Origin of the sequence: Paenibacillus pinisoli (genome assembly GCF_003605435.1) — a bacterium.
Classification (GTDB): domain Bacteria; phylum Bacillota; class Bacilli; order Paenibacillales; family Paenibacillaceae; genus Pristimantibacillus; species Pristimantibacillus pinisoli.
The window spans coordinates 1-21,334 of the sequence record NZ_QXQB01000011.1 but is presented as its reverse complement, the minus strand read 5'-3'; the positions used below and the strand labels follow the sequence as shown (position 1 = coordinate 21,334).

Here is a 21,334-nt window from a genome sequence, read left to right as displayed (position 1 = left end):
ATCGTTTATCTTTTCGGAATTTGAATCACAATCTCGTAATGATCGTCATGATCCTTTTCATTGGTTTTGATTTGCAAGCCAGAGCCTGACACCATCTCGATCGATTGTCTGATCGTATTTAAAGCCAACCGAACGTCTTTCGTGAACGAAATCCGTTTAGCTTTCTTCGCTTTAGCAGATTCCTTCAAGAAGGCGATACGAACCTCGGTCTGCTTCACATTCAGATCCTTCGCCAGAATTTCTTCCAGTACCTTAATCTGAAGCTCTTCCGTATCTAACGACAACAGCGCTCTTGCATGCCGTTCCGTTATTTTTCTTTCCATCAAAGCAAGTTTGATCGTCTCCGGCAGCGCAAGCAGCCGAAGCTTATTCGCGATGGTCGATTGGCTCTTCCCTAATCGTTGAGCCAGGCTTTCTTGGGTCAATTGATGAAGCTCGATCAGCTTCTGGTAAGCAACCGCTTCCTCAATAGCCGTCAACCCTTCACGCTGCAAATTTTCGATCAGCGCAATAGAAGCTGTCTGGGAATCGTTGAACTCGCGAATAATAGCCGGAATCGTATCGAAACCCAGCTTCGTCACTGCGCGCCAACGTCTCTCGCCTGCAATGATCTCATAACGATTATTGCGAACCCGAACGACAATCGGCTGAATTACGCCATGCGTCTTAATCGTCTGGCACAATTCGTCGATCCGCTCTTCATCGAATACCGTACGAGGCTGGAATGGACTCGTATCGATATCTCCAATCGGTATTTGACGCACTTCATCTTGCCCCGTACGCTGTTCAGACAAACCGAACAAACGTGAAAGTTGTTCTTTCATATCGATGACTACCACCCGATCCTGTAATAAATCCTAAGCTTTATCACGTTAGAAGCATGAATAACTACAATTCATCCCATCTGTACGCATCTTCTATCTTTACAAGCTTAGACTACTTTCGAGGAGAAACTTCCTATTCTACTTGAACGAAACTTTCGATATACGATAAATTCGACTAGCTTCGATTGATCTCCTGCTTGACAAAAGAAATGATTGCAGAAATTCCATTGCAATCACCTATAAATTCTAATATTTCGTCACATCTCTCAAGAATATGACTCTTTTTATACGTTGGAAGCGCGGCAGTCGTTCCATATTCACTTCCGAATGTTCCACGTGAAACAATTCCAAGCTATACAAGAGGCTGCTTTAAAGGTGTTCCTGCTTTTCGCGGATACTTCTTAGGCGTATTATCCGTCTTCTGCACCAATACGATATGCCGTTCCGATTGTTCATGAGGCAAGGTAAAAGCATGCTGCGACACAAGCTTCCCTCTGAGCTCCTTCAAGCTGAAGGAAGCCTCTTTCACCTCATCATCCGGCTGAGCACCCTTCATTGCTGCAAAGAGACCGCCTTTTATCACGAAAGGCAAACAAAACTCATTCAGCACATTAAGCCGCGCAACTGCCCTGGCTGTTACCAAATCATATTGATCCCGATGTTCTCCAAGTCTAGCCACATCCTCGGCACGTCCATGCAGAGGATGAACATCCCTTAAACCTAGCTCCTCGCTTAATGCCTTCAAAAAGCCGATTCGCTTATTTAGTGAATCTACTATTAATACATTCAGATGAGGGAAACAGATTTTAAGAGGAATGCTTGGAAATCCCGCTCCCGAACCGATATCAGCCAACCGCTGCGCCTTATTCATATCTGTATAGAAAGCTAGTGAGATGGAATCATAGAAATGCTTCTCATAGACAGCATCTCTTTCTGTAATGCCGGTCAAATTCATTCGTTCATTCCAATCAACCAGCATCGTGTAATATTGCTCGAATTGCTGAAGCTGCAGCTCGGAGAGAGAAATTCCTCTCTCCTTCAGCAATCGGGTGAACCACTCTGTTGTTTTATCCATGCTTATCCTCTAGCCGCCGTGACGCGATTATAATGCTCCAAGTAGATGAGCAAGATGGAGATATCGGCAGGCGTAACGCCTGCAATCCGCGAAGCCTGACCGATCGACAATGGGCGAATAACCATTAGCTTTTGCTTTGCCTCATTAGCCAGCCCATTCACATCATTATAATCGATGTCATCCGGAATCCGCTTTTTCTCCATTTTGTTCAAGCGTTCGACTTGATGCAGCTGTTTTTCGATATATCCGGCGTATTTAATTTGAATTTCGACTTGCTCCTTCATTTCATCCGTCAAATCATAAGGCGAAGGGGACACGCTTGCCAGATGGTCATAAGTCACCTCTGGTCTTCTCAGCAGCGACAGAATATCTCCGCCCTGCGTAAGCGGTGCAGATCCAGCCGACTCCAGCATATCAGCCACATCATCGGGCTTAATCCGTGTTTGGCTCAGACGCTCCACCTCTTGCTCCACCAATTCCTTCTTGCGCAAGAACTGGTTGTAGCGCTCTTCCTTAATCAATCCGATCTCATAGCCAAGCGGGGTCAGACGCAGATCGGCATTGTCATGGCGAAGCAGCAGACGATATTCCGCACGCGAAGTAAGCAAACGGTAAGGATCATTGGTTCCTTTCGTCACCAGATCATCAATCATAACGCCGATATAGCCTTGGGAGCGGCCGATAATAACCGGTTCTTTCCCTTGCACTTTGCGGGCTGCATTAATTCCAGCCATAACGCCTTGTCCAGCCGCCTCTTCATAACCCGATGTACCGTTGATTTGTCCAGCTGTGAATAGGCTGTCGATCTTCTTGGTCTCCAGCGACGGCCATAGCTGAGTGGGGATAACCGCATCATACTCAATGGCATAGCCATTTCGCATCATCTCAACTTTTTCCAATCCTGGGATTGATCGTAAAATTTGAAGCTGGACATCCTCCGGCATACTTGTGGATAACCCTTGGACGTAATATTCCGACGTATGCTTCCCTTCCGGCTCCAGGAAGATCTGATGCTTCGGCTTATCGGCGAAGCGGACAATCTTATCCTCAATGGACGGGCAATAACGCGGCCCTGTGCCTTCGATAGCGCCTGTGAACATCGGAGCGCGATGCAGGTTATCGTTAATGATCTGATGCGTCTTCTCCGACGTATAGGTCAGCCAGCAAGGCAGCTGCTCATTATCGGAAGACTCCGTCTCATAAGAGAAGAACTTCGGCTTCTCATCGCCGGGTTGAATCTCCGTCTTGGAGAAGTCGATCGTATCCTTATGCACCCGCGGAGGCGTGCCTGTCTTGAAACGAATCAGCTCCAGGCCATGCTCCTTCAAGCTGGCCGACAGGGCCAGCGATGGCTGCTGGTTGTTTGGTCCGCTCTCGTACATCAGCTCGCCCATAATGATTTTGCCGCGCAAATATGTGCCAGTCGTCACGACAATCGCCTTGGCGCGATAGATCGCACCTGTCTTCGTCACGATCCCCACGCACTTGCCGTCTTCGACAATCAACTCTTCAGCCATGCCTTGACGTAACGTCAACCCTGGCGTCTCCTCAATCGTCTTCTTCATTAGATGCTGGTATGAGAACTTATCCGCTTGCGCGCGAAGCGCGTGAACTGCAGGCCCTTTGCCTGTGTTCAGCATACGCATCTGGATAAACGTCTTGTCGATATTACGGCCCATCTCACCGCCAAGCGCATCGATCTCTCTTACAACATGACCCTTGGCCGGTCCCCCGATAGAAGGATTGCATGGCATGAACGCCACCATATCCAGATTAATCGTCAAGAGCAGCGTCTCGCAGCCCATGCGGGCCGATGCAAGCGCAGCCTCGCAGCCCGCGTGGCCGGCGCCAATGACGATAACCTCAAATTCTCCTGCTTCATATCCCATTATGAATCACCCTACTTTCCAAGACAGAACTGTGAAAATATTTGGTCAATCAACGAATCGCCCGCTTCATCGCCCAGAATCTCGCCGAGCGATTCCCAAGCCTGGCGAGCATCAATTTGAATCACATCGATCGGTATGCCTACATGCGTAGCTTCAATGGCATCCACCAGCGACTGCTTCGCCCGCTTGAGCAGCGCAATATGCCGTACATTGCTGACATACGTCAGATCATTCGCTTCCAGCTGGCCCTCGAAGAACATCTCGCTAATTGTCGCCTCCAGGATATCGAGCCCCTTCTCCTCCAGCACAGACATGCGGACAATCGACTCTGGCGATACATATTGCTCTACCTCATCAAGCTCCAGCCGGCCTGGAAGATCCATCTTATTAATAATGCAGATGACAGACCGGTCCTTCAGCTGCTCCAGCAGCTGCCGGTCATCCTCGCTTAGCGGCTCGTTATAATTCAGGACGAACAGAATGAGATCCGCTCCCTGCAGCGCATCACGGGAACGCTCCACCCCGATCTTCTCCACCACGTCGCTTGTCTCGCGAATGCCCGCCGTATCCAGCAGGCGCAGCGGAATGCCGTTCAGCGTCACAAACTGCTCAATGACATCGCGAGTTGTGCCCGGAATATCGGTAACAATCGCTTTGTTCTCCTGTGTCAGCACATTCATAAGCGACGACTTCCCGACATTCGGCCGTCCGACAATCGCCGTCATAATGCCTTCACGCAATATTTTGCCTTCGTTTGCCGTTTTTAGCAGCTTATCTATCTCTGCAATCGCAAGTTCGCACTGCTCCCGGATATAGGCGCTTGTCATCGCCTCGACATCATGTTCCGGATAATCAATATTCACTTCAATATGCGCAAGCAGCTCGATCACCGTCTGCCGCAGCGCCTTAATCCGTTTCGACAGCACGCCCTCTGCCTGTTTGCGGGCCACGGAGAATGCGCGATCCGACTTGGAGCGAATGAGGTCAATCACCGCCTCCGCCTGCATCAGATCGATTCTTCCGTTCAGGAATGCGCGCTTCGTGAACTCCCCAGGCTCCGCTGTCCGGTATCCGTCCAGCTGCAATACAACATCAAGCACCTTCTTCACTGCAATAACGCCGCCATGGGCGTTAATCTCGACAACATCCTCTGCCGTGAAGGAACGCGGTCCCTTCATGACTGTGACTAATACTTCCTCCACCTTCTCGCCGGAGGCAGGATCTATGATATGTCCGTAATGCACCGTATGCGAATCGGCGTCTTTTAGACTTATTTTCGACCGGAAAATGGTATCCGTCCCGCTAATCGCTTGCGGTCCGCTAATGCGTATAATCGCTATGCCGCCTTCTCCTACTGCTGTAGAAATCGCTGCAATCGTGTCTTGAATCATGTTGAATCAGCACCTCTCAGGGTCAAACTTCTATTCCGAATGGAAAAACAGCAATGACCTTGGGAAGCCATTGCTGCGTATCGAGTATGAGTATAGAAAGAGTTCATCCTACTTCAGCGCAATGACGACTCTCCGATTCGGTTCGTCGCCCTTGCTGAATGTCCTCACCTTCGGGTGATTCTGAAGCTGGGAATGAATAACCTTGCGTTCGAGCGGCGTCATAGGCTCCAGCACAACTTCTTTCCTGGTGCGGATGACGCGTCCCGCCAGACGATCGGAGAGCTCCTCCAATGTCTTGCGGCGACGCTCGCGAAAATCCTCTGCATCGAGAACGATACGAAGATGACTGTTCGAATAACGGTTAGCCACAATATTAATCAAGTACTGCAAAGCGTCTAACGTACCGCCGCGCCGTCCGATCAGCATGCCGAGCTCGCCTTCGCCCGTGACAGACAGCTGCACGCCGTCCTTTGTCTCCTTGCGATCGATTCGGATCGACAGTCCCATTGTTTTTGCTACTTCAAGTAGAAATTTCTCGGCTTCCTCCAAGGCATCCGGTATAAGCTCAAGCTCTACCTTCGCATCCTTGACGCCAATCAATCCGAACAGCCCCTTAGAGGGCTGTTCCAGCACAACAATCTTCACGCGATCTTCCGTAACTTGCCATTGTGTCAATCCACTACGCACAGCATCGTCTATCGTCTTGCCCGATGCAACGATTTTCTTCATTTCGCAAGGACCTCCTTCTTACCCTTGTCTGATGAACGTACGTACAGGAAATAGTTTTGAACGATGGTATAGATGTTGCTGAATACCCAGTACAGCGGAAGCGCCGCAGGGAATGACAACGACATCACAAAGATCAGCACAGGGAAGATCGTCAAAATGATCGACATGCCCGGCATTTGCTGAGTTTGCGTCTTCTGCATCATCTTCGACTGAATAAATGTCGTCGCAGCCGCCAGAATCGGCAGGAAGTACCACGGGCTCGGCTGACCCAGCACGAAACCGAAGATATCATCCATACGGATGTCCTTGTTCCAATAAATCGCGTTATACAGCGCGATGAAGACCGGCATCTGAACGATCAGCGGCAAGCAGCCTGCCATCGGGTTCACTTGATGCGTCTGGAACAGCTTCATCGTCTCTTCTTGCTGCTTCTGCGGGTTGTCCTTATATTTCTTCTTGATCTCCGCCATCTGCGGTTGGAGCGCTTGCATAGCTTTGGAGCTGCGGTATTGCTTGATCGTCAGCGGCAGGATCGCCGTACGGACAATAATGGTAAGCAACAGAATCGCAAGCACATACGAACCGCCGAACCATCCGGCGAACGAGTCAAGCGTGATCGCAAAGTAATAAACAACGTTTTTCTCCCAGAAGTTACCCTTAAGTAGGTCCCCTGTCTCCATGGTGTGGTCTGCGGGCACGCAGCCTGCAAGCAATCCCATCAGCATGACAAGTCCAAGCACTAGAAGCCATTTTCGCTTAGAATTCCGAAACAACATGTAATCTCCTCTCTGAGAGCTATCTGCATAGTTCTATTCCAAGATAGACTATACCATAATTTATAGCACAAATAAACAAGCTGGCAGCTTGTCCCGCGGCTTGATGATCATTTCAGCAAACCGGCCTTCTTGAGCACATGAATGACGCTCTTCTCCATCTCTTTCATCGACATCGCGGTCGCCGGTTTCCTTACGATTAATATAAGGTCCGTGTGCGGCTGCACGCGGTCTTCCAGATGACGGACAATTTCCTTCACCATGCGGCGCATCCGGTTGCGCATCACGGCATTGCCGATCTTCTTGCTGGCCGATACCCCAAGCCGGAACGGATCCGCAATCCGCTGCTTCGACCAATAGACGACGAATTGTGAGTTAGCGAACGACTTGCCGCCTCTATATATACGGTTGAAATCCTCGCGGTTGCGAAGACGCAATGACCTGCGCATGTCTGCCCGTCACCGTTCCCTTCCTCATCATCTCATTATCCCCAATTACACGCGTATCTAAATGTAAGCAAAAAAAAAGACCACCTTTACGTGGTCTTCTGCTTACGCGCTCAGTACTTTTCTACCTTTTTGACGACGAGCCGCCAAAACTTTACGACCGTTCTTCGTGCTCATCCGTTTACGGAAGCCATGCACTTTCGCACGTTTGCTTACATTCGGTTTAAATGTAGGTCTCATTATGCTGCACCTCCTATATTACATGTGAATTCGAAAACGGCATACGCCGCCCCTGTTTGAAAAATCACTTTTATTATTAAACCATGCTGACGCCCAAAAGTCAATGTCTACTCCCTTATGCAGCCGTTGGCAAATCATGTGCATGATCAGCATGTGGATAATTGTCCACAGGAGCGCATTTCCGCAGAAAATAATAACATGTGGATAGAAAAACACCTTTAAAAACGAACTTTGTCGAAATCTTAACATGATATAAACAATATCTTGTGTTGTAGATAACTCTTATACACAAGTTATTGACGATGTGGATAATATCCTCAAATTCGTTGAAATATAAGGCGTCATTTGCTATGATGGATATGTTTTCGTTGTGGATGAGTGTGCTTTACCCTCGAAATTATCAACAACCTGTGGATAACATTGTGAACAAACTTATCCCCTATTTATAACTCGATTTTTACAATCCGTCATAATGTGGATGATTTCGTTAATAACAATGGCTATTCGACATATTTCCGCTTACCTGCGCAACCCGCGCGATTGATGATAAGGAGTGACAGTCTGTGGACAGCCATACCTACGATTTATGGCAACAAGTATTGTCAATCATCCAGACGAAGTTAAGCAAACCAAGCTTTGACACCTGGTTCAAGGAAACCAAAGCTTCATTCGTCGATGATTCCATACTTGAGATAACGGCGCCAACAACTTTTGCCGCAGAATGGCTCGAAGGACGCTATACCAAGCTCATTCGATCAACCCTGTACGAATTTTTGGGCAAGCAAGTCGATGTGAAATTTTCGATCGGCGAGCCGAAGGCAGCGGAACAAAGCGTTATCCTGCAGCCAAAACCGCCCAAACCGATTGTTGTTGCGGAAGAGACGCATTCACATATGCTCAATCCGAAATACACCTTCGACACCTTTGTCGTAGGCGCGAACAATCGATTCGCCCATGCGGCATCGCTGGCTGTAGCTGAAGCGCCGGCCAAAGTGTACAATCCTCTCTTCCTATATGGAGGCGTAGGTCTTGGCAAGACGCACCTTATGCATGCGATCGGGCATTATATTATGGACCATAATCCCAATACACGGGTTCTTTATATCTCTTCCGAGAAATTTACGAATGAATTTATCAATGCCATCCGTGATAATCACGGCGAGAGCTTCCGAACCAAGTACCGCAATATTGACGTCCTGCTGATTGACGATATTCAGTTCCTGGCTGGCAAGGAGCAGACGCAAGAGGAGTTTTTCCATACCTTCAACGCGCTCCACGAGGAACGCAAACATATCGTCATCTCAAGCGACCGTCCGCCGAAGGAAATTCCGACGCTGGAAGACCGGCTGCGTTCCCGCTTCGAATGGGGACTGATTACCGACATTCAGCCGCCGGATCTGGAGACTCGAATTGCGATTCTGCGCAAGAAGGCCAAAGCCGAGAACCTTGACATACCGAATGAAGCGATGAACTATATCGCTAATCAGATCAATACGAATATCCGCGAGCTGGAAGGCGCTCTCATCCGTGTAGTTGCCTATTCCTCGCTTATCAACGCCGATATTACGTCGCATCTTGCAGCGGAGGCGCTGAAGGATATTATTCCTTCCGGACGTCCGCGAATGATTACGATCCAGGACATTCAGACCAAGGTCGGCGAGTTCTACGGGCTTCGCCTGGAGGAATTCAAGGCGCGCAAACGGACGAAAGCTGTCGCTTATCCGAGACAGATCGCCATGTACTTGTCCAGGGAACTGACAGACTTCTCGCTGCCTAAGATCGGAGAAGCATTCGGAGGCCGCGATCATACGACCGTCATTCACGCCCACGAGAAAATTACGCAACAGCTGAAGGTGGACCAGGAGCTCTTCAAAATCCTTCAGAATCTGACAGAGAAGATCAAAAACCAAATGTGAACAACTAATCAAGCCTATGCACACGCTATGCACATGTGGATAGGCTTGATTTATCGCTTTTTATCGGGGTTATCCACATATTCAGGGCCCCTACTACTACTTCTACTAATAAATCTTTAAAATAATATCATCAAAAATAAGCAGAAACGGGTGACGAAATGAAACTTACGATTTCCAAAAATGAGCTGAACGACGCGATTCAACAAGTAGCGAAGGCAGCGTCCTCTCGTCCGGCCATTCCGATTCTCGGAGGCATCAAAATCGACGTTAACCACCAATATGTAACGCTGACTGCCAGCGATACTGATATATCTATTCAAAGCTTCATCACAGTAGAACAAGAAGATACAATAATCGCGCAAGTCGAGAAGCCAGGCAGCGTCGTGCTCCCAGCCAAGTTTTTTGTCGAAATCGTCAAGAAGCTTCCATCCGATCAAGTCATCATTGATGTAGGCCCCAACTTTCAAACAATCATTCGATCCGGTTCTACCGAAATCCAAATGGTCGGCCTGGATCCGGAAGAATTCCCGGTACTGCCATCCGTCGAGCAGAACGAAGTGCTGCAAATCCCTGGCGATTTGATCAAATCCATGATCCGCCAGACGATACTGGCTGCTTCCACCAGCGAGCAAACCCCGATTCTGACCGGTGTATTGTGGAACCTGCAAGAAGGACAATTGAAATTTACAGCAACTGACCGCCACCGTCTGGCCAGCCGCACAACGAAGGTAGATGTCGACGGAGCGATTCAGTTCAGCAATGTCGTTATTTCTGCCAAGACGCTGGGCGAGCTGTCGAGACTGATTCCGGATCAGAACACGCTTGTGGATATCGTCGTGGCCGATAATCAAGTGCTCTTCAAAGTGGATAACATCCTGTTTTATACGCGCATCCTGGACGGCACTTATCCGGATACTTCTAAGATTATTCCGCAAGTATTTGAGACAGAACTCGTCCTAGATACGAAAAATGTCATGGATGCGATTGACCGCGCTTATCTAATGTCACGCGAAGAGAAGACAAACATCGTGCGTCTTGCTACGCTGGAAGACGGCATGATTGAGATTTCCTCCAGCTCCACCGAACTTGGACGTGTAACCGAGCAGCTGGATGCGAAAAGCATGACGGGCGAGCCGCTGCGCATTGCCTTCAACTCCAAATATATGCTCGATGTGCTTAAGGTTATCGACAGCGAGCAGCTGTTCATCGGCTTCACGGGAGCGATGAGACCGATTATTATTAAACCAATGGATCATGACTATAGCATGTATGTCATTCTGCCTTACCGCACGACCAACTAATGTCGGCCGAAGGCTACGAGAGGAAAGAGCAATAGCATGAAAGAAGTCGAAATTCGTACGGAATATATTGCGCTGGGACAATTTCTGAAGCTCGCCGACTGTATATCCACAGGTGGACAAGCGAAATTTTTCCTTCAAGAGGCAGTTGTCCACATCAACGGAGAGCCGGACAACCGGCGCGGCAGAAAGCTCTATGCAGGCGATCGCGTGGAAGTCGAAGGCTGCGGCGAATTCATAGTTGTAGCCGGCAAGTGAAGCGCGGAGGAACCGGGAGGCTCGGAGAGTGTTCTTAAACAGCATTGAATTGCAGAACTACCGCAACTATCGCGAGCTGAAGCTCGCAACGCCGAACAAAGTGAATGTCTTCCTTGGGCCTAATGCGCAAGGAAAGACGAATTTGCTGGAGGCAATATTCGTGCTCGCCCTGTCCAAGTCCCACCGGACGTCGAAGGATAAGGAGCTGATCGGCTGGCAAGGCGATACGGCTAGAATTACGGGAGAGGTCAGCAAGCGGTACGGCAACATTACGCTTGATCTGGCCTATTCCTCCCAGGGCAAAAAAGCGAAAATTAACGGATTGGAGCAGCGGAAGCTGAGCAACTTTATCGGCTCGGTCAATGTGGTCATGTTTGCTCCGGAAGATTTGGAGATTGTGAAGGGCTCGCCGGGCGTACGCAGAAGATTTCTCGACATGGAGATCGGACAGGTACAGCCCGGTTATTTGCATACGCTGACGCAATACGGCAAGGTGCTCCAGCAGCGCAACAATTATCTCAAGACGGCCTCGCCCGGCAATGTGAACACAGCGATGCTGGACGTATGGAATATGCAGCTTGCTGAGTTTGGTGTTAAAATCATGAAAAAAAGGAAACACTTTATTCATAAATTGGAAGCGTTCGCGGAGCAGATCCATGCTGGGATTACAGGGGGCGCGGAGAAGCTTACGATCCAGTACCGTCCGTCCTTCGATGCGGATGCGCTGCAAGATGAATCTGTTTTATTTGATCAATTTATGATAAAGTTAACACAGGTGAAAGATCAGGAGATTCGAAGAGGGGTTACGCTTGCGGGTCCGCATCGCGACGACCTCGCTTTCTTCATCAACGGGAAGGAAGCGCAAGTCTTCGGATCGCAGGGACAGCAGCGCACGACGGCGCTGTCGCTGAAGCTGGCGGAGATAGAGCTGATCAACGAAGAGATCGGCGAATATCCGCTGCTGCTGCTGGACGACGTCTTGTCGGAGCTTGACCAGAATCGGCAGACGCAGCTGATAGAGACTTTCCAAAGCAAAGTGCAGACGTTTATTACAACAACCGGCCTGGAGAGCGTCAATATGGCGAAGCTCCAAGATGCCGGTATCTATCATGTGCGAGATGGCAGCGTGACGGTCTGATTAGATTCGGGCGAATAAGGAGAAGTGAACCGTAAATGTATATTCATTTGGGCGGAGAGAAGATTATCCGCGCGGCCGAGCTGGTGGCGATATTCGATATTTCCATCGAGCAATCTTCCAAGCTTTCCAAGCAATTCGTCGCGGGCGCGCGCAAGCGCAAGGACGTGGAGACCATCGGTGAAGAAGAGCCGAAGTCCATCGTGGTCACGCAGAAGAAAATATATTATTCGCCGATATCATCCTCTACGCTCAAGAAGCGGGCACATCATTTTGCGGCGAATGGATAACGAACAGGAAGAGCAGTTGAGAGGAGCAGTGAACTTGCATGTCTTTGGAACAGCATACGTATGACGAGAGTCAGATACAGGTCCTGGAAGGGTTAGAGGCGGTACGCAAACGTCCCGGAATGTATATCGGCTCCACTAGCGGGAAAGGCCTTCACCATCTGGTATGGGAGGTCGTCGATAACAGTATCGACGAAGCGCTGGCCGGCCATTGCACCAAGATCGATGTTATCGTTCACGAGAATAACAGCATTACTGTTATAGATAACGGCCGGGGCATCCCGGTCGGCATGAATACAAAGCTGCAGAAGTCAACGCTGGAAGTCGTCATGACGGTCCTTCACGCGGGCGGCAAATTCGGCGGCGAAGGCTACAAAGTATCCGGCGGTCTGCATGGCGTCGGCGTATCCGTTGTGAACGCCCTGTCGGAGCATGTTCGCGTGCAAGTTAGCCGCGACGGCAAGATTCACCAGCAGGAATACCGTAGAGGCATCCCGCAATACGATGTGAAAATTGTAGGAGATACGGATGTCACGGGAACACGCACGACGTTCCTGCCGGACTCGGAGATTTTTACCGAGACGACAGTCTATGAATACGAGATCCTGCAAAACCGGATCCGCGAGCTCGCGTTCCTGAACAAGGGAATCGAGATTACGCTGACGGACGAGCGTACGGACGTATCCAATTCATTCAAGTACGACGGCGGTCTGAACGAGTTCGTGCTGTTCCTGAACCGGAACCGCGAAGCGCTGCATGAGACGCCGATTTATGTGGAGGGCTCGAAGGACCATATCCAGGTCGAAGTCGCTCTGCAATACAACGACAGCTATAGCGAGAATATCTATTCCTTCGCGAACAATATCAATACGCATGAAGGCGGCACGCATGAGTCCGGCTTCAAGAGCGCGCTGACGCGTATTATTAACGATTACGCGAGGAAGTCGAACCTGATCAAGGACAACGACTCCAACTTCTCCGGCGATGACGTGCGCGAAGGCCTCACGGCGATCATCTCCGTGAAGATCCCTGAGCCGCAATTCGAAGGGCAGACGAAGACGAAGCTTGGCAACAGCGAAGTCCGCGGCATCGTGGAATCGTTCTTCGCCGAGAAGTTCCAGGAGTTCCTGGAAGAGAATCCAGGCGTATCCCGCCGGATCGTCGAGAAAGGCCTGCAAGCGGCTCGTGCCCGCGAAGCGGCGCGCAAGGCGCGTGAGCTGACTCGCCGCAAGAGCGCGCTGGAAGTAGGCTCGCTGCCAGGCAAGCTGGCGGACTGCTCCTCCAAGGATGCATCGATCAGCGAACTGTACATCGTCGAAGGCGACTCCGCCGGCGGCTCTGCGAAGCAGGGACGCGATCGCCACTTCCAGGCGATCCTGCCGCTGCGGGGCAAAATCCTGAACGTAGAGAAAGCCCGTCTGGACCGCATTCTGGGCAATGCCGAGATTCGCGCCATCATTACGGCGCTAGGCACAGGCATCAGCGACGACTTCGATATCTCGAAGGCCCGTTATCACAAGATCATCATTATGACGGACGCCGACGTCGACGGCGCGCATATTCGTACGCTGCTGCTGACGTTCTTCTACCGCTACATGCGCCAGATTATCGAGGCAGGCTTCGTCTATATCGCACAGCCGCCGCTCTTCAAGATCGAGCGCAACAAGGTCGTACGTTATGCGCTGACCGAGAAGGAGAGAGACGCTGTCATTGGCGAGTTCGGTGAAGGCGTCAAAGTGAACATCCAGCGCTACAAAGGTCTTGGCGAGATGGACGCAACCCAGCTGTGGGAGACGACGATGGATCCGGAGAGCCGGTCCATGCTGCAGGTGTCGATCCAGGATGCAATCGAAGCCGATACGATCTTCGATACGCTTATGGGCGACAACGTCGAGCCGCGCCGCGAGTTCATTCAGAAATACGCGAAGTATGTAACGAATCTGGATTTCTAACCATAGCGAAGAGCAGCTCACGGGAGCTGCTCTTTTTTTGTTGTGCGCGCTAGACTAGCTGCCTCGCTTGGCCTTCATTCCGCCGTAGGCGAGCGAGTATTTGCGCACCTTGCGATAGATGCTTTTGTCGGCCAGCGTTTTGTAGATATAGGGATGGGGCTTCGTGTTTACTTCAAGCACCCAAGGATGCAGCTTCGTATCTATCGCCACATCAGCGCCTAACTCCTTCAAATTCGGATAGGCGGTGCTAAGCTGGCGTCCGATCGCCGCCCCGAGTTTCTTGAGCCGGCTGCTGTATGCGCTAATCTCGGAAGGCGACAGATGCTCCGCCATTACCTTCTCGAATGTCATAATCGTACCGCCGCTATGATAGTTCGTCACCACATTGCGGGGGGCAGACACCCGTCCGATGATCGCTGTGGTTTCCCATTTGTTTTGCAAATTCTTTTGCACCATCACCCGAAGATCGAAGCGCCGGTTTTGATGCTTCAGCAGATAGACGCCTTTCTGGATCAAATAACCCTTTTTGCCCGTATATCGCCGCAAGCCCTCGCATAGTCCGTCGAAAGTGGGGGCGAAGGTGGGGTCCTTCTGAATCTGGAAGCGGTACCCCTGGGAGGGCTCGGATGTTTTCTCTACGCGGATAACGCCTTTGCCGAAGGTTCCGCTGTCCGGCTTCACATACACCATTCCATACTCCTCCAGCATGGAGCGCAGCGTCTCGCGGCTGTATCGTTTCGTGAGCGGAACGTATTGGCGCAGGTCGCTGGATTTGACCAAAACCATTGTCTTCGCCCACTTGCTCCTTACGCGCTGAATCGCCAACGTCATATCACCTCTTCTTTTTTTCGAAATAGGGGTTGGAACCGTCAATGTCATGATGCTTACTCCTGAATCTATGAGCAATATTTCTTCGTCTCAGTTGGCTTGGCACAAGACAGACACTGGAATGAATGGTATAATAAAAGTTGGGTCTGTTTACTTTATGACGCTTTTTTTGATATGGAGAGTGTATGTTGGCCTATTTTTTGCCGATTCTCCATGTAAGGGACAGATAACCAGGAACATAGCCCAAGCTAGGTTTATATATACTGTTTTTGTGAAAGTAATATAATGGAATTCCTAATTGGGCCATCAGATAGATCACGTCAGGGAGGTAAAGCATGGCGGAAGAACAACGAATGTCAGTGACAGACCGCGATATCGGTACGGAGATGCGAGATTCCTTTATGGACTATGCGATGAGTATCATCGTAAGCCGCGCGTTGCCTGATGTAAGGGACGGGCTTAAGCCGGTGCATCGGCGTATTCTGTATGCAATGTCTGAACTGGGCATGTCACCGGACAAGCCTCACAAGAAGTCGGCGAGAATCGTAGGCGAGGTTATCGGCAAGTATCATCCTCATGGCGATTCGGCTGTCTATGAATCCATGGTCAGGATGGCGCAGGACTTCTCCATGCGCTATATGCTCGTTGACGGACACGGCAACTTTGGTTCGATCGACGGTGATATGGCGGCAGCCATGCGTTATACGGAAGCACGCTTATCCAAGATGGCGATGGAGCTTCTTCGCGATATTAACAAAGAAACAATCGATTTTGCGCCGAACTATGACGGCGAGGAGCAGGAGCCGGTGGTGCTGCCATCGAGATTCCCGAACCTGCTGGTCAACGGCGTTACCGGCATCGCTGTAGGTATGGCGACCAATATACCGCCGCATAACTTGAACGAAGTCATTGACGGCACGTTGGCGTTAATCCGCAACCCGGAGATTACGCCAATTGAATTGATGGATTATGTGAAGGGACCAGACTTCCCGACGGCTGCATTTGTCATGGGCCATAGCGGTATCCGCCAGGCTTATCTGACAGGCCGCGGCTCTGTAACGATGCGCGCACGCGCAACGATCGAGGAAGATGGCGGCAAGGCGCGAATCATAGTGCATGAGCTGCCTTACCAAGTTATCAAAGCCCGTCTGGTCGAGAAGATCGCCGAGCTTGTTCGCGAGAAGAAGATTGAAGGCATTACGGATCTTCGCGACGAGTCGGACCGTAACGGCATGCGCGTCGTGATCGAGCTTCGCCGCGATGTGAATCCTAGCGTCGTGCTGAACAATCTGTACAAGCAGACGCAGCTGCAATCCAACTTCGGCATCAACATGCTGGCGCTGGTGAACGGCGAGCCGAAGACGCTGAATCTGCGCGACATGCTGTATCATTACTTGCAGCATCAGATCGAAGTCATCCGTCGCCGTACGGAATATGATCTGAAGAAAGCAGAGGCTCGCGCTCATATTCTGGAAGGCTTGCGCATTGCGCTTGACCATCTGGATGAAGTCATTGCGCTTATCCGTGCATCGCAGACAGCTGATGAAGCCCGTGAAGGCTTGATTACACGCTTCTCGCTGACACATGAGCAAGCGCAAGCGATTCTGGATATGCGTCTCCAGCGCCTGACAGGACTGGAGCGCGACAAGATCGAGGCGGAATATGCCGAGCTGATGAAGAAGATCGCAGAATACAAAGCGATTCTTGCAGACGAGCAGCTTGTGCTTGAGATTATCAGCAACGAGCTGACCGAAATCAAGGAGAGATTCGGAGACGAGCGCCGTACCGAGATTACGGCAAGCGACGAAGAAATTCTTGACGAAGATCTCATTCCTCGCGAGGACGTGATCATCTCGATCACGCATTCCGGTTATATCAAGCGTCTGCCGGTCACGACCTACCGCAGCCAGAAACGCGGCGGCAAGGGCGTTGTCGGCATGGACACGAAGGAGCACGACTTCGTCGAGCATCTATTCGTATCCAACACGCATCACTACTTGCTCTTCTTCACGAACAAGGGCAAGGTGTACAAGCTGAAGGCGTACGAGATTCCGGACCTCAGCCGTACGGCAAGAGGAACGCCGATCATCAATCTGATCCAGATCGAACAGGGTGAGACGGTTAATGCCGTTATTCCGGTTCAAGCCTTCGACTCCGACCACTACCTGTTCTTCGCTACGAGACAGGGTGTCGTGAAGAAAACTCCTCTGGATGACTATATCAACATCCGCAAGGTCGGCCTGATCGCGATTTCCTTGCGCGAGGATGATGATCTGATCGGCGTGAAGCTGACAGACGGCAACCAGGAGATCATTATGGGTACGGCCCAAGGCATGTCGATCCGATTCTCGGAAGAGGATGTCCGCTCGATGGGACGTTCCGCGACAGGCGTGAAGGGCATCGGCCTTGATGATGGAGATACTGTCATTGATATGGACGTTGTTGCTCTGGATAAAGACGTATTGATCGTAACCTCGAAGGGCTACGGCAAGCGTACTCCGGTCAGCGAGTACCGGATCCAGAACCGCGGCGGCAAAGGCATCAAGACGCTGAACGTGACGGATAAGAACGGTCCGATCGTCTCACTGAAGGTCGTAGAGAACGACGAGGATCTCATGATCATGACGGCGCTTGGCACGCTTATCCGGACCAGCATGGAGGGTATCTCCACAATGGGCCGCAATACGCAAGGCGTTCGCTTGATCCATACGCGCGAGGATGATACGGTTGCGACGGTAACGCGTGTCGCCCGCAGCGAAGTGAATGAAGAAGACGGATTGGAAGAAGGCTCTGAAGGTTCTGAAGGCGCTGAGGGCGCCGAAGGTGCAGAAGGCTCTTCCGACTCCGAATAAGGATAGATCCAGCACACAGGGGAGGGGACTTCCGTGGGAACAATAGCAGTTGCGCAACTTAAGCTAGGCGACAAGATCGGAGAAGACGTCCTCACCCCGCTCGGGAGCGTATTGTTTCAGAAGGGTAGGGTCATCACATCGAAGGAAATCGACATTCTGCAGGCTTTTCTCGTAACGAGCGTGACGGTTGCGAATAGCTTCAGCGAGTCGAAGAGCGCCGATGAGAAGACGGAAGAGAGCGCAGGAACGAAGGGGCAGCCGCCGGCTACCCCGCTGCAAAGCGAATATGAGAAGATGATTGACGTGCTCCGGCATTTGTTCAATTCTTATACAGGACAGAGCATGCCGGTCATGGACATTCGCACGCAGCTGGAGCGGCTGCTTCAGCATATTGCGGATTACAAGATTCTGACGTTCGCGCCAAGGACGTTCCTGGAACGCGATTATTTGCTTCACAATAGCGTCACGTCAGCGATGACGTCCTACTTGATCGCCCAGTGGGTCGGAATGCCTCAGAAGGAATGGATGCAGGTCGCTCTGGCCGGACTTCTGAAGGATATTGGCAACGTGCGCATTGACCGAAGCATCCTGACCAAGCCGAATGCGCTCACGCAGGATGAGAAGGAAGAGATGAAGCGTCATACCGTGCTCGGCTACCAGCTGCTCAAGAATGTCGCGGCGCTGAATGAAGGCGTGAAGCTTGCCGCGCTGCAGCATCATGAGAAGGTGGACGGTACGGGCTATCCGCTCGGCATCGATGCCAGCAAGATTCATCCCTATGCCAAGATCGTCAGCATTGCGGATATTTTCCACGCGATGACATTGAATAAGTCGTACCGCAAAGCGGCATCGCCTTACCTGGTGCTGGAGCAAATTCAGAGCGATGCCTTCGGAAAGCTGGATGCCGGCTATGTCAGAACGTTCGTCGAGAGAGTTACGCAATTCCATAACGGTACGGTTGTTCGCTTAAGCGACGACCGGATCGGGGAGATCGTATTCTCGGAGCGGACGCATCCGACGCGGCCATGGGTATCCATCAATGGCGTCATCGAAAACTTAACGGTTGCAAGACATCTTCATATCAAGGAAGTTGTGAAGTAATCGACATATGCATCACCGCAGCAAGCCTATCGATCGAACCGATGACACGGGAAGAGAGATGGGCTTGCTCTTTTTTTTGCGCGGAAGTGTAACGAAAGGCGGCGTAGCGTCGACTAATTAAGGGAAGGGGGGCAGCGATGAAGCAGATTGAGCAGTTATATAGAGAATATAAGCAAGATGTGTATCATTATTTGCTGTCCCTGACGAACAATCCTTCCTTGACGGATGATCTGCTGTCCGAAACCTTTATTAGTGCGATCAGGTCCATTCATCGTTACAAAGGACAGTCTTCCCTGAAAACATGGCTGTGCTCCATTGCCAGACACAAGTGGCTGGACCATCTGAAGAGACAGAAGGCCAGCGTTGAATACAATGACCTGCTGCAGCTGTATGTAGCTACAAGCATTGAAGGCCGCATGATTACGTCGGAGCTTGCCGAATATGTGCTTGCTTTACTGCAAGAGAAGGATGAGAGAACTAGGGCTGTCATCGGGATGCGGATCGAGGGTTACAGCTATGCCGAAATTGCGGAGAGGCATGGTCTATCAGAGAGCTCGGCGCGCGTCATTGATTTCCGGACAAAAAAATGGCTGAAGGAACGGCTTGCAAAGGAGGATTGGCTATGAAGGTAACGCCCGATGTAATCAGAGACCTGATTCCTTTAGTAAAGGATGGGGTTGCCAGCAGCGACTCCGCCCGGTTGGTTGAAGACTATATGAGGCATGATCCTGAAATGCGCGAGGAATATGACCATTACGGCGACGTTCCGCTGGAGCGGGATGATTCCCGGGACCAGCGTATGGTTGCAGGAATCAAACGGGGGGTCGTCATGACTCAGCTTTTCATTTTGCTGGTAGGGGCAACAATCGGCATCGCGATGACGGGATCATTCGGCATGTTTTACAATTTGGTCATTATGCCTTTTGTGGGGGCGCTTGCTGTATTCAGCATGAAGCGGGCATGGAGCCTGGCTACGCCTTTGATCGTATTTGCAGGGGCTTACCTGTATCAATTCATGAACAGCGTATTCAGCGGGGGCTGGAACCCGATTGTGTGGGGCACTAGCCTGCCTTATAGCGGGATATATGCTTTTCTGACGGCCATTGGGGTCGTGATTGGATTGCTGCTGCAATTCGCATTTCAGAAAGGGGACGATTGAGAATGAAAGCAACGCGTAAAAAGATAATGCAAGTCATTGCGGGGATAATCGCCTTTTCGCTAATTGGGTTTATTTTGTATATGGCCAATGGATTTGTGGGCAACCCGGTCTCGGCTGCCATCGCCAAGACAGCGATTAAGCAGTATATGGAGACACAATATCCGGAGATGGAATACGAGTTTGCCACAAAGGTAGGTTATAACTTTAAGGACGGTTCCTATATAGGCCGCGTTCAATCTCTTACAAGTGAGGATACACGCTTCTATGTCGAGTACCACGGCAAAAACGATATCAAGGATGATTTTAACTTCAATGTATTGGGATATCATCAGACCATGGATCGCTTGTCTAAGGAATATGGGAATGTTCTGCAAAAAGAATTGTCAGAGCAGATCGGCATTCCGGTCAGGCGTGTATTTGTCATGTATCAGTATGATAAAGTTAGCGATTATGAAAATCTGCTAAGTCTTGATATGAAGCTTGACCCCCGCCTGCCAATCCCGTTGCACATTAATATAAGCGTCGACACGGCTGAAGCTGATTTGGAACAGGCGTCGGAGTGGATCAAGCAGTCTCATGAATGGGCGAAAGCACAGGGGTACCCTATCAAGCAATACGGAATGGATGTAGAGTTCGGAAATAAGTTATTGAGCATCTACGGGGTAAGAGCTACGCAAATCGATAGCGGAGAGTTATTGCCTTTATTGAAGAAAGCAAAAGAGAATAGAGAATATGACAGCGTTATTGTAACGGTTAAAGGCGATGAAAAGGGCTGAATATAGCGGTTTTATAAGGGAGTTATATGAATTGCAAAAGAAAATGAAAAAAGTTTAAAAAAAGACTTGCAATCGTATGGGCATACATGATATATTATCTAAGTCGCCGCTGAGACATACGGCAGACACGAAAGACAAATGATTGTTCTTTGAAAACTGAACAACGAGCGAAACTGCCCGATACAATTGCAAGATTGGATCGATACAAAGTTTACAACATCAGCTTGCTGGTGATGAGAAATTTTGAAGCAACAACGTTATTGAGCAAGTCAAACTAACTTTTATGGAGAGTTTGATCCTGGCTCAGGACGAACGCTGGCGGCGTGCCTAATACATGCAAGTCGAGCGGACTTGATGGAGTGCTTGCACTCCTGATAGTTAGCGGCGGACGGGTGAGTAACACGT

General features: G+C 50.4%; 20 protein-coding genes and 1 rRNA gene. 12 read left to right on the top strand and 9 right to left on the bottom strand.

Annotated features, from left to right (window positions below; genetic code table 11):
• Positions 1–5 precede the first annotated feature (5 nt).
• The 8 genes from noc to rpmH form a co-directional block, all read right to left on the bottom strand.
• On the bottom strand, positions 6–824 hold the full coding sequence (gene noc, locus D3P09_RS27190) for a nucleoid occlusion protein (protein ID WP_120114563.1): 819 nt from the start codon (positions 822–824) through the stop codon (positions 6–8).
• A 352-nt stretch (positions 825–1,176) separates the two neighbouring features.
• Positions 1,177–1,899 (bottom strand): 16S rRNA (guanine(527)-N(7))-methyltransferase RsmG, encoded by a 723-nt coding sequence (rsmG, locus tag D3P09_RS27185; protein WP_120114562.1) that lies wholly within the window; start codon positions 1,897–1,899, stop codon positions 1,177–1,179.
• A gap of 2 nt (positions 1,900–1,901) precedes the next feature.
• The gene (gene mnmG, locus D3P09_RS27180; protein ID WP_120114561.1) at positions 1,902–3,788 is read right to left on the bottom strand and encodes a tRNA uridine-5-carboxymethylaminomethyl(34) synthesis enzyme MnmG; all 1,887 of its coding nucleotides are present in this window, start codon (positions 3,786–3,788) and stop codon (positions 1,902–1,904) included.
• An 11-nt stretch (positions 3,789–3,799) separates the two neighbouring features.
• On the bottom strand, positions 3,800–5,179 hold the full coding sequence (gene mnmE, locus D3P09_RS27175) for a tRNA uridine-5-carboxymethylaminomethyl(34) synthesis GTPase MnmE (RefSeq protein ID WP_120114560.1): 1,380 nt from the start codon (positions 5,177–5,179) through the stop codon (positions 3,800–3,802).
• Positions 5,180–5,287: 108 nt separating this feature from the next.
• Entirely contained in the window at positions 5,288–5,908 is a 621-nt protein-coding gene (gene jag, locus D3P09_RS27170) for an RNA-binding cell elongation regulator Jag/EloR (RefSeq protein ID WP_120114559.1), read from the bottom strand.
• A complete protein-coding gene (locus tag D3P09_RS27165; protein ID WP_120114558.1) occupies positions 5,905–6,684 on the bottom strand; it encodes a YidC/Oxa1 family membrane protein insertase in 780 nt (259 codons plus the stop codon). The genes jag and D3P09_RS27165 overlap by 4 nt, the downstream gene beginning before the upstream one ends.
• Before the next feature lie 107 nt (positions 6,685–6,791).
• Entirely contained in the window at positions 6,792–7,130 is a 339-nt protein-coding gene (rnpA, locus tag D3P09_RS27160) for a ribonuclease P protein component (protein WP_120114557.1), read from the bottom strand.
• A 102-nt stretch (positions 7,131–7,232) separates the two neighbouring features.
• Positions 7,233–7,367, bottom strand: a complete 135-nt coding sequence (gene rpmH / locus D3P09_RS27155; protein WP_087572533.1) for a 50S ribosomal protein L34 — start codon at positions 7,365–7,367, stop codon at positions 7,233–7,235.
• Positions 7,368–7,930: 563 nt separating this feature from the next.
• Between rpmH and dnaA the strand changes: the two genes are divergently transcribed.
• The 6 genes from dnaA (at position 7,931) to gyrB (ending at position 14,213) form a co-directional block, all read left to right on the top strand.
• Entirely contained in the window at positions 7,931–9,283 is a 1,353-nt protein-coding gene (gene dnaA, locus D3P09_RS27150; RefSeq protein WP_120114556.1) for a chromosomal replication initiator protein DnaA, read from the top strand.
• A 158-nt stretch (positions 9,284–9,441) separates the two neighbouring features.
• Entirely contained in the window at positions 9,442–10,584 is a 1,143-nt protein-coding gene (gene dnaN, locus D3P09_RS27145; protein WP_120114555.1) for a DNA polymerase III subunit beta, read from the top strand.
• Between the two features lie 36 nt (positions 10,585–10,620).
• The gene (gene yaaA, locus D3P09_RS27140) at positions 10,621–10,839 is read left to right on the top strand and encodes a S4 domain-containing protein YaaA (RefSeq protein WP_120114554.1); all 219 of its coding nucleotides are present in this window, start codon (positions 10,621–10,623) and stop codon (positions 10,837–10,839) included.
• A 28-nt stretch (positions 10,840–10,867) separates the two neighbouring features.
• Positions 10,868–11,977: a DNA replication/repair protein RecF gene (gene recF, locus D3P09_RS27135; RefSeq protein ID WP_120114553.1), complete on the top strand. Its 1,110-nt coding sequence runs from the start codon at positions 10,868–10,870 to the stop codon at positions 11,975–11,977.
• A gap of 35 nt (positions 11,978–12,012) precedes the next feature.
• Positions 12,013–12,264 (top strand): extracellular matrix regulator RemB, encoded by a 252-nt coding sequence (gene remB / locus D3P09_RS27130; RefSeq protein ID WP_119803669.1) that lies wholly within the window; start codon positions 12,013–12,015, stop codon positions 12,262–12,264.
• 38 nt (positions 12,265–12,302) lie between these two features.
• A complete protein-coding gene (gene gyrB, locus D3P09_RS27125; protein WP_120114552.1) occupies positions 12,303–14,213 on the top strand; it encodes a DNA topoisomerase (ATP-hydrolyzing) subunit B in 1,911 nt (636 codons plus the stop codon).
• Between the two features lie 54 nt (positions 14,214–14,267).
• Here gyrB and D3P09_RS27120 read toward each other — a convergent pair whose 3' ends face one another.
• Positions 14,268–15,092 (bottom strand): YheC/YheD family protein, encoded by an 825-nt coding sequence (locus D3P09_RS27120; protein WP_243644555.1) that lies wholly within the window; start codon positions 15,090–15,092, stop codon positions 14,268–14,270.
• Positions 15,093–15,376: 284 nt separating this feature from the next.
• Here D3P09_RS27120 and gyrA point away from each other — a divergent pair, with 284 nt between their 5' ends.
• The 6 genes from gyrA to D3P09_RS27090 all read left to right on the top strand — a co-directional run.
• The gene (gene gyrA / locus D3P09_RS27115; protein WP_120114551.1) at positions 15,377–17,893 is read left to right on the top strand and encodes a DNA gyrase subunit A; all 2,517 of its coding nucleotides are present in this window, start codon (positions 15,377–15,379) and stop codon (positions 17,891–17,893) included.
• A gap of 33 nt (positions 17,894–17,926) precedes the next feature.
• Positions 17,927–18,994, top strand: coding sequence for an HD-GYP domain-containing protein (locus D3P09_RS27110; protein WP_120114550.1), 1,068 nt, complete (start codon positions 17,927–17,929; stop codon positions 18,992–18,994).
• A gap of 137 nt (positions 18,995–19,131) precedes the next feature.
• Complete coding sequence (locus tag D3P09_RS27105) at positions 19,132–19,620, top strand: RNA polymerase sigma factor (RefSeq protein WP_120114549.1); 489 nt, start codon at positions 19,132–19,134, stop codon at positions 19,618–19,620.
• Positions 19,617–20,153: a hypothetical protein gene (locus D3P09_RS27100; RefSeq protein ID WP_120114548.1), complete on the top strand. Its 537-nt coding sequence runs from the start codon at positions 19,617–19,619 to the stop codon at positions 20,151–20,153. The genes D3P09_RS27105 and D3P09_RS27100 overlap by 4 nt, the downstream gene beginning before the upstream one ends.
• A 2-nt stretch (positions 20,154–20,155) precedes the next feature.
• On the top strand, positions 20,156–20,929 hold the full coding sequence (locus D3P09_RS27095; protein ID WP_120114547.1) for a YfjL-like protein: 774 nt from the start codon (positions 20,156–20,158) through the stop codon (positions 20,927–20,929).
• Between the two features lie 280 nt (positions 20,930–21,209).
• Positions 21,210–21,334: ribosomal RNA gene (locus D3P09_RS27090) — 16S ribosomal RNA — on the top strand; the annotation flags it as partial.

Bases quoted from the DNA above. Each gene is read 5' to 3' on its own strand.
- noc (WP_120114563.1), bottom strand. From the start codon at position 824: ATGAAAGAACAACTTTCACGTTTGTTCGGTTTGTCTGAACAGCGTACG.
- rsmG (WP_120114562.1), bottom strand. From the start codon at position 1,899: ATGGATAAAACAACAGAGTGGTTCACCCGATTGCTGAAGGAGAGAGGA.
- mnmG (WP_120114561.1), bottom strand. From the start codon at position 3,788: ATGGGATATGAAGCAGGAGAATTTGAGGTTATCGTCATTGGCGCCGGC.
- mnmE (WP_120114560.1), bottom strand. From the start codon at position 5,179: ATGATTCAAGACACGATTGCAGCGATTTCTACAGCAGTAGGAGAAGGC.
- jag (WP_120114559.1), bottom strand. From the start codon at position 5,908: ATGAAGAAAATCGTTGCATCGGGCAAGACGATAGACGATGCTGTGCGT.
- D3P09_RS27165 (WP_120114558.1), bottom strand. From the start codon at position 6,684: ATGTTGTTTCGGAATTCTAAGCGAAAATGGCTTCTAGTGCTTGGACTT.
- rnpA (WP_120114557.1), bottom strand. From the start codon at position 7,130: ATGCGCAGGTCATTGCGTCTTCGCAACCGCGAGGATTTCAACCGTATA.
- rpmH (WP_087572533.1), bottom strand. From the start codon at position 7,367: ATGAGACCTACATTTAAACCGAATGTAAGCAAACGTGCGAAAGTGCAT.
- dnaN (WP_120114555.1), top strand. From the start codon at position 9,442: ATGAAACTTACGATTTCCAAAAATGAGCTGAACGACGCGATTCAACAA.
- yaaA (WP_120114554.1), top strand. From the start codon at position 10,621: ATGAAAGAAGTCGAAATTCGTACGGAATATATTGCGCTGGGACAATTT.
- remB (WP_119803669.1), top strand. From the start codon at position 12,013: ATGTATATTCATTTGGGCGGAGAGAAGATTATCCGCGCGGCCGAGCTG.
- gyrB (WP_120114552.1), top strand. From the start codon at position 12,303: ATGTCTTTGGAACAGCATACGTATGACGAGAGTCAGATACAGGTCCTG.
- D3P09_RS27120 (WP_243644555.1), bottom strand. From the start codon at position 15,092: ATGACATTGACGGTTCCAACCCCTATTTCGAAAAAAAGAAGAGGTGAT.
- gyrA (WP_120114551.1), top strand. From the start codon at position 15,377: ATGGCGGAAGAACAACGAATGTCAGTGACAGACCGCGATATCGGTACG.
- D3P09_RS27105 (WP_120114549.1), top strand. From the start codon at position 19,132: ATGAAGCAGATTGAGCAGTTATATAGAGAATATAAGCAAGATGTGTAT.
- D3P09_RS27100 (WP_120114548.1), top strand. From the start codon at position 19,617: ATGAAGGTAACGCCCGATGTAATCAGAGACCTGATTCCTTTAGTAAAG.
- D3P09_RS27095 (WP_120114547.1), top strand. From the start codon at position 20,156: ATGAAAGCAACGCGTAAAAAGATAATGCAAGTCATTGCGGGGATAATC.